The organism is Pseudomonas sp. CFBP 8772, from assembly GCF_014841665.1.
Taxonomy (GTDB): domain Bacteria; phylum Pseudomonadota; class Gammaproteobacteria; order Pseudomonadales; family Pseudomonadaceae; genus Aquipseudomonas; species Aquipseudomonas graminis_B.
The window spans coordinates 72,300-87,026 of the sequence record NZ_JACYUI010000016.1; the positions used below are offsets into that span (position 1 = coordinate 72,300).

11 protein-coding genes are annotated in these 14,727 nt (G+C 60.1%); 6 read left to right on the forward strand and 5 right to left on the reverse strand.

Annotation, left to right across the window (positions count from 1 at the left end; all coding sequences use genetic code 11):
• Positions 1 to 6: 6 nt before the first annotated feature.
• On the forward strand, positions 7 to 1,854 hold the full coding sequence (gene ilvD / locus IFT99_RS23980; protein ID WP_192135555.1) for a dihydroxy-acid dehydratase: 1,848 nt from the start codon (positions 7 to 9) through the stop codon (positions 1,852 to 1,854).
• A 143-nt stretch (positions 1,855 to 1,997) separates the two neighbouring features.
• Here the strand turns inward: ilvD and IFT99_RS23985 are convergent, their stop codons facing one another.
• A complete protein-coding gene (locus IFT99_RS23985) occupies positions 1,998 to 2,462 on the reverse strand; it encodes a DUF3429 domain-containing protein (RefSeq protein ID WP_192135557.1) in 465 nt (154 codons plus the stop codon).
• Positions 2,463 to 2,604: 142 nt separating this feature from the next.
• Between IFT99_RS23985 and IFT99_RS23990 the strand changes: the two genes are divergently transcribed.
• A complete protein-coding gene (locus IFT99_RS23990; protein WP_192135559.1) occupies positions 2,605 to 3,873 on the forward strand; it encodes a DASH family cryptochrome in 1,269 nt (422 codons plus the stop codon).
• Positions 3,874 to 3,917: 44 nt separating this feature from the next.
• On the opposite strand, the gene IFT99_RS23995 is transcribed toward IFT99_RS23990, so the two are convergent.
• Together IFT99_RS23995 and IFT99_RS24000 are read right to left on the reverse strand one after the other, a co-directional pair.
• Positions 3,918 to 4,973, reverse strand: a complete 1,056-nt coding sequence (locus tag IFT99_RS23995) for a haloacid dehalogenase-like hydrolase (protein ID WP_192135561.1) — start codon at positions 4,971 to 4,973, stop codon at positions 3,918 to 3,920.
• 217 nt (positions 4,974 to 5,190) lie between these two features.
• Positions 5,191 to 5,703, reverse strand: coding sequence for a dihydrofolate reductase (locus IFT99_RS24000; protein ID WP_192135563.1), 513 nt, complete (start codon positions 5,701 to 5,703; stop codon positions 5,191 to 5,193).
• A gap of 254 nt (positions 5,704 to 5,957) precedes the next feature.
• On the opposite strand from IFT99_RS24000, the gene IFT99_RS24005 reads away from it, so the two are divergent.
• The 3 genes from IFT99_RS24005 (at position 5,958) to IFT99_RS24015 (ending at position 9,292) form a co-directional block, all read left to right on the forward strand.
• Positions 5,958 to 7,337 carry a DUF2868 domain-containing protein gene (locus IFT99_RS24005; protein ID WP_192135565.1) on the forward strand — a complete coding sequence of 460 codons (1,380 nt, stop codon included), beginning with the start codon at positions 5,958 to 5,960 and terminating at the stop codon, positions 7,335 to 7,337.
• Positions 7,330 to 8,715: a GTPase/DUF3482 domain-containing protein gene (locus IFT99_RS24010; RefSeq protein ID WP_065991061.1), complete on the forward strand. Its 1,386-nt coding sequence runs from the start codon at positions 7,330 to 7,332 to the stop codon at positions 8,713 to 8,715. The genes IFT99_RS24005 and IFT99_RS24010 overlap by 8 nt, the downstream gene beginning before the upstream one ends.
• A 121-nt stretch (positions 8,716 to 8,836) precedes the next feature.
• A complete protein-coding gene (locus IFT99_RS24015) occupies positions 8,837 to 9,292 on the forward strand; it encodes a YkgJ family cysteine cluster protein (protein ID WP_065991059.1) in 456 nt (151 codons plus the stop codon).
• Between the two features lie 207 nt (positions 9,293 to 9,499).
• On the opposite strand, the gene typA is transcribed toward IFT99_RS24015, so the two are convergent.
• On the reverse strand, positions 9,500 to 11,320 hold the full coding sequence (gene typA, locus IFT99_RS24020) for a translational GTPase TypA (protein WP_065991054.1): 1,821 nt from the start codon (positions 11,318 to 11,320) through the stop codon (positions 9,500 to 9,502).
• Positions 11,321 to 11,460: 140 nt separating this feature from the next.
• Positions 11,461 to 12,915: a tRNA uracil 4-sulfurtransferase ThiI gene (gene thiI / locus IFT99_RS24025; protein WP_192135567.1), complete on the reverse strand. Its 1,455-nt coding sequence runs from the start codon at positions 12,913 to 12,915 to the stop codon at positions 11,461 to 11,463.
• Positions 12,916 to 13,247: 332 nt separating this feature from the next.
• Here thiI and glnA point away from each other — a divergent pair, with 332 nt between their 5' ends.
• Entirely contained in the window at positions 13,248 to 14,654 is a 1,407-nt protein-coding gene (gene glnA, locus IFT99_RS24030) for a glutamate--ammonia ligase (protein WP_037018763.1), read from the forward strand.
• The last annotated feature ends 73 nt before the right edge of the window (positions 14,655 to 14,727 follow it).

Sequence of the window (14,727 nt, forward strand, 5' to 3'; positions counted from 1 at the left end):
GTTCCAATGCCTGATTACCGTTCAAAAACGTCCACCCACGGCCGCAATATGGCCGGCGCGCGCGCCTTGTGGCGTGCCACGGGCATGAAGGACGACGATTTCAAGAAGCCGATCATCGCCATCGCCAACTCGTTCACCCAGTTCGTTCCGGGCCACGTCCACTTGAAGGACATGGGTCAGCTGGTGGCGCGCGAGATCGAAAGAGCAGGCGGCGTCGCCAAGGAATTTAACACCATCGCGGTGGATGACGGCATCGCCATGGGCCATGACGGCATGCTGTATTCGTTGCCCAGCCGCGAGATCATCGCCGACTCCGTCGAATACATGGTCAACGCCCACTGCGCCGATGCAATCGTCTGCATCTCCAACTGCGACAAGATCACCCCCGGCATGCTGATGGCTTCGTTGCGCCTGAACATCCCGGTGATCTTCGTTTCCGGCGGTCCGATGGAAGCCGGCAAGACCAAGCTCGCCAGCCACGGCCTGGACCTGGTCGACGCCATGGTCATCGCTGCCGACTCCACCGCGTCCGACGAAAAAGTCGCTGAATACGAGCGCAGCGCCTGCCCGACGTGCGGTTCGTGCTCCGGGATGTTCACCGCCAACTCGATGAACTGCCTGACTGAAGCACTGGGCCTTGCGCTGCCGGGCAACGGCTCCACGCTGGCGACCCACTCCGACCGCGAGCAGCTGTTCCTGCAGGCCGGGCGCACCATCGTCGACCTGTGCAAAACCTACTACAAAGACAACGACGAGTCGGTGCTGCCGCGTAACATCGCCAACTTCAAGGCGTTCGAGAACGCGATGACCCTCGACATCGCCATGGGCGGTTCGACCAACACCATCCTGCATTTGCTGGCCGCTGCCCAGGAAGCCGAGATTCCGTTCGACTTGCGCGACATTGATCGCCTGTCGCGCCGAGTGCCGCAGCTGTGCAAAGTCGCGCCGAACATCCAGAAGTACCACATGGAAGACGTCCACCGCGCCGGCGGCATCTTCAGCATCCTCGGCTCGCTGGCCCGTGGCGGCCTGCTGCACACCGACTTGCCGACCGTGCACAGCAAATCCATGGAAGAAGCCATCGCCAAGTGGGACATCACCCAGACTGACGACGAAGCGGTGCATCACTTCTTCAAAGCGGGCCCTGCGGGCATTCCGACCCAGACGGCCTTCAGCCAGTCGACCCGTTGGGACACCCTGGACGACGACCGCGAGAACGGCTGCATTCGCAGTGTCGAGCACGCCTACTCCCAGGAAGGTGGCCTGGCCGTGCTGTACGGCAACATCGCGCTCGACGGCTGCGTGGTGAAAACCGCTGGCGTGGACGAGTCGATTCACGTGTTCGAAGGCAACGCCAAGATCTTCGAAAGCCAGGACAGCGCTGTTCGCGGCATTCTGGCGGACGAAGTGAAGGCCGGCGACATCGTGATCATCCGTTACGAAGGTCCGAAAGGCGGCCCGGGTATGCAGGAAATGCTGTACCCGACGTCGTATCTGAAATCCAAAGGTCTGGGCAAAGACTGTGCGCTGCTGACCGACGGGCGTTTCTCGGGCGGGACCTCTGGCCTGTCCATCGGCCATGCGTCTCCTGAAGCCGCAGCAGGTGGCGCGATCGGTCTGGTCCGTGACGGCGACAAAGTACTGATCGATATTCCGAATCGCTCGATCAATCTGTTGATCGACGACGCGGAAATGGCCGAACGTCGCGCCGAGCAGGAAAAGAAAGGCTGGAAACCGGTTGAGTCACGCCCGCGCAAAGTGACCACCGCCCTCAAGGCCTACGCCCTGCTGGCGACCAGTGCCGACAAGGGTGCTGTGCGTGACAAGGCGATGCTCGACAAGCTGATGCCGTAAGCATCAACCCGCACTGGAAAACACCCCGCATGTCGGGGTGTTTTTTTGCCTGCCAACCGCTTGGAGGAGGTAAGGCTCGGACACGGGTCGAACACCCGGCCGAACCTTCAATTAGCCTCCAACAGATCCGGACACCGGCGGTTTCAGGAGCCAACGGCTGCAGTGATCGCTCCCAGCAGCAGGCAAAGACTGGCGACCAACGTTAAACGCAGGCGCATCGGCAAATACCAGTCGGGCAGTGTTGTGGTTTTCACCAGACGCCGGTCCTGCCAGTAGTGCGTGACGAAACCGAAAATCAGCAGCAACAGCCCCAACGGTGCCGGCAATAACAGTGCGGGCCAGGCGATCAGCGCCGGGATGACACTCCAGATGAACCGCTCGCGACACTGGTCGGCATTCAAGCCTTGCAGGGTCATGGCGAATCCCCAATGCAGCGCGCCCACAAAACTCAGGATCACCGCTCCGTAAGCGAGCAGCGCGTGCGTCAAGAAAGCTCGGTAGTCGACTGCAAACAGGATCAGCAACAGCAGCCCAACGAACGGCAGCAAACCGCCATAACCCAGCAGCGCCACGTACCTTGGCGACGAAGACAGCGACAACGCTTTCATTTGAGCCCCTTTCAGTCATTTACTTGAAAGACTATGGCTCAAAAGTGCAATGCTGTTTAGCTTCTCTTGCTCGACCGGAAAAAGGACCACGTCCTGTCACCCACTGATCAAGGCCTCGATCCCTGGGCGCTGAGACCTTCACATGAATACGTTGATCTATTGGTTCCGTCAGGACCTTCGGCTTGCCGACAACCCCGCATTCACCCACGCATGCGAACTTGCCCACACGCTGCTGCCGGTTTACTGCACACCCGTGGTGACGTCCACGCCGTGGGGATTCGAGCGCATCGGCGCCCACCGCCAGTATTTCGAACAGACCGCGGTCAGCGCACTGGCCGGGCAGCTGAGCGCACGAGGCAACGCGCTGATGCAGATTGAGGGTGAGTCCGTTGAACGCCTCGTCGCCCTGGCCCACGAGCTGGGCATCGATACGATCATCTGCGAACGCATCGCGGCGCCGGAAGAGGAAGCACAGGTGCAAGCCCTCCGCGCGGCGGGACTGACCGTGGAGGATCACTGGCAATCGACGCTGTTTACGCTGGATGAATTGCCAATGGCGGTCGAGCAGCTGCCCGACGTATTCAGCAGCTTTCGGCGTCTTGTGGAAAAGGCCCACGCTTCTGCCCGCCCCGCCATACCATCGCCAGCGACAATTCCAGCGCTGCCGCAAGGTGTGAGGATTGAACCGGTCACGCTGCAAACGTCTGCGGTTCCGGACTCCCGCTCGGCGTTTCCTTACCAACAGCAAGCATTTCACGGCGGCGAGCACGCGGCCATCGAGCATCTGCAGCAGTATTTTCGCCGGGGCCTGGCGAACAGCTATAAAGCCACCCGCAACAACTTGAGCGCTGTGGACGACTCCACCAAGTTTTCGCCCTGGCTTGCACGCGGTTCGCTTTCAGCGCCGCAGGTCGATCAGGCGCTGAAGGCTTTTGAGTCCGAACATGGCGCCAATGACAGTACGTACTGGATCTACTTCGAGTTGCTGTGGCGCGATTACTTTCGCTTGCTGCATCTGAAATACGGCCGGCTTCTCTATCACGCCAGCGGCCTGAAAGGTGGCAGCGAGCCGGGCCAAAATCCACAGGGGTTTGCGCGCTGGTGTCGGGGTGAAACCGGAGCGGCGTTGATTGACGCGGGTATGCGGGAATTGGCAGCGACGGGCTATCTGTCCAACCGCATGCGCCAGATCGTCGCCAGTTACCTGATCTTCGATCTAAAGGGTGATTGGCGCGCCGGGGCCGCGTGGTTCGAGGCGCAGCTGGTGGATTACGACGTTTACAGCAATCAGGGCAATTGGCTGTACATCGCCGGCTACGGAACGGACCCGAGGGGCGGTCGGCGCTTCAACACCGTGAAGCAGGCCGACGAACATGATGCCGACGGCGCATACCGCAGGTTATGGGCCTGAAAAAGTGCGACACGGCAAATCGCCGCGCCGCGCAATGAGACGGCTTACTGAATCTCGTCCGGCTTGACGATCACCCAATTCTTGTCCGCCGTGACCGGCAAGCCCTCTTTGGCCTGAGCCTCGGCATTGGTCTTCATCATGCCGTTGAGCTGGGTCATGTACTTGTCCTTTCGGTTGATCCACAGATGAACGCCGCCTTTGCTGACGTCGACGCTGTGGAACAGCATGTAGCCATCGCTGGTGGGGGTGTCGCCGCCCACCAGCACCGGTTTTTTCCACTGATCGATGTAGGTCAGAATCGCTGCCTGCTTGCCGGCCATCCAGGTCGCCGGGGTCCACAGGTAAGGCGTCAACTCAAGACCGAGGTTAGCCTTTTCGTCGTATTTGCCGGCGGTGATCTGCTTGCGGGCGGTGGTCAGCTCGCCTGTCTCGCGGTTCTTCAGCAGTGTGGTCACGCCGATGACGTTCTGCGGCTTCACGTTGTAGCCGTATTTGGGATCGGCGGCGACCATGCGCACCAGCTCTTCTGACGCCGCGGTCATGACATAGACCTCAATACCGTTTTCCATCAGCTTGTTGTACAGCTCGGCCTGACCGGTGAAGACCTTGGGCGGCTGCACTTCGATGGTCTTGACCACATCGCCTTCGGAATACGTACTCGGCACCGGCTTGCCCGAGGCCATCAGCTCGTCAACGTAGCCCTTGAGCTCTTTGAGGGTGAAGCCGGAAAACACTTGCGCGACCCACGGATAGCAGACCATGTCGTCGATTTCGCAAAGCCGGTAGTAGTAGCTGAACAGGCTTTCCTTGTGGTCAGCGGTGTCCTTGAACGGGATGAGCTTGAGGGAAGGATCGAGTGTGTCGCGGGTGATCAGCCCCTTGTTTTCCATGAACGGCAGCAGCGACTCTTCCAGGTCGTAGCGGTAGCTGGTGTTGTCCATGTCGAAAACGGCGAAATTACCTTTGTTGGCGTTTGCCGCAATCATGGCGTTGAGCTGCTTGGCGGCAGGCGCAGGCCAGTGGGTCAGTTCGGTGGCGAGTGCCTGTCCGGCCAGACCCAGACACAGCGCGGTGGCCAATAATGTTGGTACGAATTTCATGGTGATCCCCTCCCCTTTTTTGGTTCGAGGAGGACCGTAACAAAAAGCCATGACTGTTTGGATGCGTCAGCGACAACGTCCGTTCTGATGGCGTCACCCCGATCGCCATTCACGACAGATGACATGAAAACGACGTTTTGGTGACAGCGCTTGGGCTGCTCACTCCCACAGTTGACCGCATTCCCCTGTAGGAGTGAGCTTGCTCGCGAGAGCGATATCAGGCCCGCTCCCAAACCTCGAAACTGTACGCAGGCTTGTCATCCAGCGCCGGGTTTGGCGTGTCTGAAACCAGTTTCCACTGCGCCAGATCGAATTCCGGAAACCACGCATCGCCTTCGGGACTCAGCGCAACGCGGGTGAGGTACAGGCGGTCAGCGTGCTCAAGGGCCTGGCCGTAAAGCTGGGCGCCGCCAATCAGCATCACTTCGCTGACGCCCTGCTCGGCCGCCCACTCTTCAGCGCGGTGCACCGCCGCATCCAGAGAGGTGAAAACCTCGGCGTCCTCAAGCCGTAAATCCTGTTGGCGCGTGACCACCAGATTCAACCGCCCCGGCAGCGGACGACCCAGGGAATCCCAGGTCTTGCGACCCATGATGATCGGCTTGCCCAGCGTGGTCGCCTTGAAGTATTTGAAATCGCCCGGCAGGTGCCAGGGCATGGAATTGTCGACGCCGATGACCCGGTTTTCAGCGAGTGCGGCGATCAAGCTCAGGGGGAGATGTTTTTTCATAGTGCGAGGATATCAGAGGCCACCCTCTGATTCCTTCACCGGAGTACAAGCCGAATGACCTCGCCGGGAAGGTCCCTATCGCGAGCAAGCTCACTCCTACACTGTGCGCACCAGGCCGGGAAATTTCGAACGACGAACCTGTAGGAGTGAGCTTGCTCGCGATGGCGGTTGTCCAAGCAACGCAAACCCTTGGCAATGCGCGATCGCAGCCACACCGGTTATGCTCAACCACGACTTTACCGACGAGACGCCGCGTGACTGCACTGACTCCCCTTGATGAACTCTGGCTGACCGAAGCCGTGCGCCTGCGTGAAGAACACGCCGGCGCGCTCGAAGACGAAGAAGCCAACCGCCGCGCACGCGCCTCGGCGGGCGACCTGCAAACCCGGATCAAACACCGCGCCCTGTGGCTCGCCGAACGCGACGGCATGCTCAAGGCGCTGCATCACTGGAAACAAGGCGCGCGCCTGGCGTTGATCGTGCTGGCGGTGTTCGCGGTGGTCAGCGGCGCCGGACTGGCGTTCGCTGCCTTGGGCGACGGCCAGACGCCCGTCAATGTGTTCTGGGCGCTCGGCAGCCTGCTCGGGCTTAACCTGATTCTGCTGTTGAGTTGGGCCATCGGCGTGCTCTTCGTCGGGGAAAGTACCGCCGGCCTCGGTCGCCTCTGGCTGTGGCTAAGCGAGAAACTGGCGCGCGATGCCCAGGCGGCGCAGCTCGCGCCGGCGTTGATATTGCTGCTGCAACGCAAGCGCCTGAACCGCTGGGTGCTGGGTATCTGCGTCAACGGCTTGTGGCTGCTCGCCTTGGTCAGCGCCCTGACGCTGCTGCTGTTACTGATGGCGACGCGGCGCTACGGCTTCGTCTGGGAAACCACCATTCTGGGCAGCGACACCTTTGTCAGCCTGACCCGAGGCCTGGGAGCAATCCCCTCGCCTCTCGGTTTCAGCGTCCCCACCGAGTCGATGATCCGCGCCAGCGGTGATAACGCGCTCGCCATCGAAAACGCCCGTCAGGCCTGGGCTGGATGGCTGGTCGGCGTGCTGGTGGTGTTCGGTATTGTGCCGCGCTTGCTGCTGACGATGCTGTGTTACCTGCGTTGGCGCGTGGGTCGACGAGGGTTGTCACTGGATCTGAGCCATCCCGGTTTCGTCGAGCTGCGCGAGCGCTTGATGCCCAGCAGCGAACGGCTGGGCGTTAACGATGCCGCGCCTCCCGAGCTTCACACCGTGGTCACCGGTCCGTCAGCGAGCGAAAGCCAGGGCGCGCTGCTGGTCGCCATCGAGCTGGACAATCAGCAGCCGTGGCCGCCCGAGCTTCCCGACAGCGTGGTCAACGCCGGCATTCTCGACTCCCGTGAGTCAAGGCGCACACTGCTCGACCAACTGACACGCTACCCGCCTGCGCGTCTTGCCATCGCCTGCGATCCACGTCGCTCGCCGGATCGCGGCAGCCTGGCGTTGATTGCCGAGTTGGCTCGCTGCGCCACCGCGACGCGCATCTGGCTGTTGCCGGCCCCCACCGGACAGGTGCTGGACGCCGACCGACTGGAGGATTGGCACACGGCGCTGCAGCAGCTTGAACTGCACTGGACCGACAGTGCGCCGATGACCTGGCTGGAGAGCGGGCATGACTGACAAGGACGCAATTCGCCCGTTGAAACTGGCCGTGGTCGGCCACACCAACGTCGGCAAAACCTCACTGTTGCGCACGCTCACCCGCGACGTCGGCTTCGGCGAAGTCTCCCACCGCCCGAGCACCACCCGGCACGTCGAAGGCGCGCGGTTGTCGGTGGATGGCGAGGCGCTGCTGGAGCTGTACGACACGCCCGGCCTGGAAGACGCCATCGCCCTGCTGGATTACCTCGAGCGGCTGGACCGACCCGGCGAACGGCTCGACGGCCCGGCGCGGCTCGGGCGCTTTCTGGAAGGCAGCGAGGCGCGCCAGCGTTTTGAACAGGAGGCCAAAGTGCTTCGTCAGCTACTCGCCTCCGACGCCGGCCTGTACGTGATCGACGCGCGAGAGCCGGTGCTTGCCAAGTACCGCGACGAGCTTGCGGTGCTTGCCAGTTGCGGCAAGCCGTTGCTGCCCGTGCTCAATTTTGTCAGCAGTGCGCAGCAGCGCGAACCGGACTGGCGTGAAGCGCTGGCGCGTCTCGGCCTGCACGCGCTGGTGCGTTTTGACAGCGTTGCACCGCCCGAAGATGGCGAACGCCGTCTGTATGAAAGCCTGGCCCTGCTGCTGGAAACCTCCCGCGGCAGACTGGAGCGTCTCATCGCAGATCAGCAGGCCCAGCGTGAGGCTCGCAAGCAGAGCGCCGCCAGGCTGATCTCCGAGCTGTTGCTGGACTGCGCTGCCTGCCGCCGAAGTGTTGCGACGGACTCCGGTCAGGTACAGGCGGCCATCGACGATCTGCGCAAAGCCGTGCGCCAGCGCGAGCAGCGTTGCGTCGAATCACTGCTCAAGCTCTACGCGTTTCGTCGAGAAGATGCCTCGGCCAGCGACTTGCCGTTGATGGATGGCCGCTGGGGGGATGACCTGTTCAATCCCGAAACCCTGAAATTGCTGGGCGTACGTGTGGGTGGCGGTATTGCTGCGGGCGCGGCGGCAGGTGCAGGCGTGGACTTGCTGGTGGGCGGCATCACGCTGGGTGCGGCGGCACTGGTCGGCGCGATTGCCGGCGGCGCTCTGCAAACAGCGCGCAGTTACGGCGGGCGGCTGATGGACAAATTCAAGGGGCAGCGCGAACTGACGGTCGACGATGCCGTGCTGCGACTGTTGGCGCTGCGCCAACGGCAATTGCTGCAAGCGCTGGAAGTGCGCGGCCACGCCGCCATGGAGAGCATCAAACTGACCGCGCCTCTGGACAAGACCTGGCGCGAAGGCAAGCTGCCGGAGGCGCTGCACAAGGCGCGAGCGCATCCGCAATGGTCGTCGCTGAATCCTGGCGCAAAGCTGAACCAGAGCGAGCGGCAGGAGCAAGTCGAGGCCTTGGCAAAGACCGTGCTGGTCTGAAATGGGCGGCCGCAATGCTCTACCGGTCAGCAGCCGACAGTCGCCCCGACGATTTTGCGATAGGGGAATTGCGCGCGGACCGGTATGATCGCGCGCCCGATACACCCGGAAGCACACGCGCATGAAACCCACCTTGATCGCCGCTGCAGAACTCGACCGCATCGAGACCTGGCAGAAATATTCCAGCTACATGTGCGGAGGCTGTGTTTCCAGTTGCTGCACGCTCCCTGTGGAAGTGAAGATCAAGGACCTGATCCGCATCGGCATCGTCGACGAGTTCGAACAGGGCGATAACCCGAAGAACATCGCCAAACGCTTGCAGAAGGACGGGATCGTCGAGCGCTTCAATCAGAAGTCCGGGATCTTCACCCTCCAGCGCATGAGCAACAACGATTGCCTGTACCTGGATCGCAAGAGCCGGCTGTGCACCATCTATGACAAACGCCCCGACACTTGCCGCAACCACCCGAAGATCGGCCCGCGCCCGGGTTATTGCGCCTATAAACCGAAAGAAGTCGTGCGCGAAGCTACCGGTACGTTGAATTCGAACTCCGGCCGGGTGCCGTTGAAGTTCTAAACCTTCTATAGTGCTCGTGTACGCCTTCCCGGCTGAAGCCGGTCCTACCAAAGGCGCGCAGACCTTAGTGGGACCGGCTTTAGCCGGGAAGAGGCCGGATTGAGCGGCATCGCCCTCACAGCATCGACACCGGCCAAACCAAAACGCAGACAAACAAAAACGCCCCCGGCCTTTCGACCGGGGGCGTTTTCGTTCAGCCGGGGCTAGTTACGCCTTGGCTTTCTTGGCAGCACGGGTACGCTCGCCTTCGTCGAGGATCTTCTTGCGAAGACGGATCGACTTAGGGGTGACTTCGCACAGCTCGTCGTCCTGGATGAATTCCAGAGCCTGTTCCAGGGTGAAGCGAACAGGTGGAACCAGAGCGATGGTTTCGTCTTTGCCCGAAGCACGCATGTTGTCGAGCTTCTTGCCTTTGGTTGGGTTCACGCCCATGTCGTTATCGCGGCTGTTCAAGCCAACGATCTGACCGTTGTAGATCTCCTGACCGTGCTCGACGAACAGCTTGCCGCGCGCCTGCAGGGTTTCCAGGGAATAGGTCAGTGCCTTGCCGGTCTCAACCGATACCAGAACGCCGTTCTGACGACCGGACATGTCGCCGGACTTCATGGTGTCGTAGCGGTCAAAGATCGAGGTCAGGATGCCAGCACCGTTGGTCAGGGTCAGGAACTGGTTACGGAAACCAATCAGGCCACGAGCAGGGATGTTGTATTCCAGACGCACACGGCCTTTGCCATCCGGCACCATGTTGGTCAGGTCGCCCTTACGCAGCCCCATCTCTTCCATGACCTTGCCCTGGGATTCTTCCGGGGTATCAATGGTCACGTTTTCAAACGGTTCCTGCTTCACGCCGTCTACCTGACGGATGATCACCTCAGGACGACCGACACCCATTTCGAAGCCTTCGCGACGCATGGTTTCGATCAGTACCGACAAGTGCAGCTCACCACGGCCGGAGACCTTGAACTTGTCAGCCGAGTCGCCTTCTTCAACGCGCAGAGCAACGTTGTACAGCAGCTCCTTGTCCAGACGCTCCTTGATGTTACGGGACGTCACGAACTTGCCTTCTTTACCGCAGAACGGCGAGTCGTTGACCTGGAAGGTCATCGAAACGGTGGGTTCGTCAACGGTCAGCGGCTTCATCGCTTCCACTGTGTCCGGGTGGCACAGAGTGTCGGAGATGAACAGCGATTCCATACCGCTGATGCAAACGATGTCGCCAGCAGCAGCTTCTTCGACGTCGATGCGGTGCAGACCGTGGTGACCCATCAGCTTCAGGATACGGCCGTTGCGGCGCTTGCCGTCAGCACCGATCGCAACAACCGGAGTGTTTGGCTTGACGCGGCCACGAGCGATACGGCCAACACCGATAACGCCCAGGAAGCTGTTGTAGTCCAGTGCCGAGATCTGCATCTGGAACGGGCCGTCACGGTCAACCTTTGGCGCAGGGACGTTGTCGACGATCGACTGGTACAGCGGGGTCATGTCTTCAGCCATGTCGGTGTGATCCAGACCGGCAATACCGTTCAGGGCCGAGGCGTAGACGACTTTGAAGTCCAGCTGTTCTTCGGTAGCACCGAGGTTGTCGAACAGGTCGAAGATCTGGTCCAGAACCCAGTCCGGACGCGCGCCTGGACGGTCAACCTTGTTGATGCAGACGATTGGACGCAGGCCGGCTTCGAAAGCCTTCTTGGTCACGAAACGCGTTTGCGGCATAGGGCCGTCTTGGGCGTCGACCAGCAGCAGAACGGAGTCAACCATCGACATCACGCGCTCTACTTCACCGCCGAAGTCGGCGTGGCCCGGGGTGTCAACGATGTTGATGTGGTAGCCATTCCAGTTGATCGCGGTGTTCTTCGCGAGAATGGTAATACCGCGTTCTTTTTCCTGGTCGTTGGAGTCCATCACGCGTTCGTCGTTGAGCTCGTTGCGCTCAAGGGTGCCGGACTGGCGCAGGAGCTTGTCAACGAGGGTAGTTTTACCGTGGTCAACGTGAGCAATGATGGCGATGTTGCGTAGATTTTCGATCACTTGTGTATCTCGATCAGAGGATTCGGTCAGCTGTCTGATTGTAGGCAGCTATGAACGGTGGAGCCGGCGAAAGCCGTTACGGCTGACGACTGGTGTCGGGGGGCCGGTGACGCAAGCCACAGGCAAACAGCCCCGGGCACTTAGCTCGGTCGATAAACGCGCACATTGGCATGCCCCTCACTGAGCAGATGATGAGCATGCAGGCGACTCATGACGCCTTTGTCGCAATAGAGCAGGTACTGGCGCGTATCATCCAGTTCCTTGAAACGGCTGTTCAATGCAAAGAACGGCAGCGTTTGTACTTCAACGCCAGTCAGCGCCAGCGGGCGGTCTTCAGCGTCATCCGGGTGACGGATGTCGATGACCACTTGCCCGGCCAGCGCCTGACCAACTTCTTCAATCTGAACGTCCTGGCCCAATTCCTCGATCACGCGATCGATCGGTACCAGACGAGCGTTTTCAAGCGCACGCTCGAGCACGGCCATGTCGAACGATTTTTCTTCGTGCTCGACCCGGTTGCGCTTGGCAGCGGTCTTCGGGTTCACCGAAATCACCCCGCAGTATTCGGGCATGTGCCGGGCAAAATCGCCGGTGCCGATCTGATCGGCCAGGTCAATGATGTCCTGCTTGTGACTGGCGATCAGCGGCCGCAAGACCAGCTTCTCCGTCACGCAATCAATGACCGACAGGTTGGGCAGCGTCTGGCTGGACACCTGGGAAATCGCCTCGCCGGTGACCAGCGCGTCGATTTCCAGCCGGTCGGCAATGTTCGTCGCGGCGCGCAACATCATACGCTTCAATACTACGCCCATATGACTGTTATCGACTTTTCCGAGAATTTCTCCCAGAACTTCCTCGAACGGTACGCTGACAAACAGCACGCGCTGGGAGCTGCCGTACTTCTTCCAGATGAAGTGCGCGACTTCCATCACGCCCAGCTCGTGGGCACGTCCGCCCAGGTTGAAGAAGCAGAAATGGCTCATCAGGCCACGACGCATGATCTGGTACGCGGCCACGGTGGAGTCAAAACCACCGGACATCAGGATCAGGGTCTGCTCAAGCGAACCCAGCGGATAACCGCCCATGCCGTTGTGCTGGCTGTGAATCACGAACAGGCGCTGGTCGCGGATTTCGATTCTGACTTCGACTTCCGGGGCCTTCAGCGAGATGCCGGCGGCGTTGCATTCACGGCGCAGCTTGCTGCCGACGTACCTCTCGACTTCCATGGAGCTGAAGTCGTGATGACCCGCTCGCTTGCAGCGCACCCCGAATATCTTGCCGGGGATCGCATCGCCGAAGTGCAGCTTGCACTTCTCATAGATGTCTTCCATGTCGCCCAGCGGATACTGGTCAACCTGCAGAAAGTGCGTGATGCCGGGCATGCAGCTCAGCCGCTCGGTCATCTCGCGCAGCACTTTGGCATCCTCGACCCTGGTTTCGACCTCAAGGTTGTCCCACACGCCATCCACCACCAACGCCGGGTCCAGATCGCGGAGCACCGTACGGATGTTCTTGGCCAGCTGTTTGATGAAGCGCTTGCGCACAGGCCGGCTTTTGATAGTGATTTCTGGGAAGACTTTGACGATTAATTTCATGAAAACAGCGCGCTAGGTCCCGGTCGAAAAAGGGGGGCGCGGATTATAGCGGAAATTGCTCAAGGTTTAACCAGTTATCGTAAAGTCAATCGTCCACGCACCAAAACGGCCCTGTATACAATTACTTGGCACCACAACGGTGCGCCTGTTTTCGAATATGCGACGTTTAACACGCTAAAAGACAGGTATTCCCGAGGAAATCCCAACACAGGGCACTGGCATGCAAATTGCTCCCTTGTGAGGCAGGTTGCCTTGGTCGAGTATCGCGCCCGGCATCACCCAAATTGAAGGGCCCACTACTACTCAGGCCCTAATCCACCCCGGAGGACAACATGTCGAAGTCGGTTCAACTCATCAAAGATCATGACGTTAAGTGGATTGATCTGCGCTTCACGGACACCAAAGGCACTCAGCACCACGTGACCATGCCGGCCCGCGATGCGCTGGAAGACGACTTCTTCGAAGTCGGCAAAATGTTCGACGGTTCCTCCATCTCGGGCTGGAAAGGCATCGAAGCCTCCGACATGATCCTGCTGCCGGACGACGAAACCGCCGTCCTGGATCCGTTCACCGAAGAGCCTACCCTGATCCTGGTTTGCGACATCATCGAACCGTCGACCATGCAAGGTTACGATCGCGACCCACGCGCCATCGCTCACCGCGCCGAGGAATACCTGAAGTCGACCGGCATCGGTGACACTGTATTCGCCGGCCCTGAGCCAGAATTCTTCATCTTCGACGAAGTGAAATTCAAGTCCGATATCTCCGGCTCCATGTTCAAGATCTACTCCGAACAAGGTTCGTGGATGTCCGACGCTGACATCGAAGGCGGCAACAAGGGCCACCGTCCAGGTATCAAAGGCGGCTACTTCCCGGTTCCACCGTTCGACCACGACCACGAAATCCGCACCGCAATGTGCAACGCTCTGGAAGAAATGGGCCAGGTCGTCGAAGTTCACCACCACGAAGTGGCAACCGCTGGCCAGAACGAAATCGGCGTGAAATTCAACACGCTGGTTAAAAAGGCTGACGAAGTTCAGACCTTGAAATACGTCGTGCATAACGTTGCCGACGCTTACGGCCGCACCGCTACCTTCATGCCCAAGCCTCTGTACGGCGATAACGGTTCGGGTATGCACGTTCACATGTCCATCTCCAAAGATGGCAAGAACACCTTCGCAGGCGAAGGTTATGCCGGCCTGTCCGACACCGCTCTGTACTTCATCGGCGGCATCATCAAACACGGCAAGGCCCTGAACGGCTTCACCAACCCGGCAACCAACTCGTACAAGCGTCTGGTTCCAGGCTTCGAAGCGCCGGTCATGCTGGCCTACTCGGCTCGTAACCGTTCGGCTTCGATCCGTATTCCTTACGTCAATAGCCCTAAAGGCCGTCGTATCGAAGCACGTTTCCCGGACCCGGCAGCCAACCCTTACCTGGCATTCGCTGCCCTGTTGATGGCTGGCCTGGACGGCATCCAGAACAAGATCCACCCTGGCGATGCTGCTGACAAAAACCTGTATGACCTGCCGCCTGAAGAGGCGAAAGAGATCCCACAAGTTTGCGGCAGCCTGAAAGAAGCCCTGGAAGAACTGGATAAAGGCCGTGCGTTCCTGACCAAAGGCGGCGTATTCAGCGACGACTTCATCGACGCTTACATCGCTCTGAAATCCGAAGAAGAAATCAAAGTACGCACCTTCGTACACCCACTGGAATATGAGCTGTACTACAGCTGCTGATCCAGTCGCGCCGGCGTAAGCCGCGTGAACAAGAGGCCTCCTTCGGGAGGCCTTTTTTGTTACTGAGCGCGTA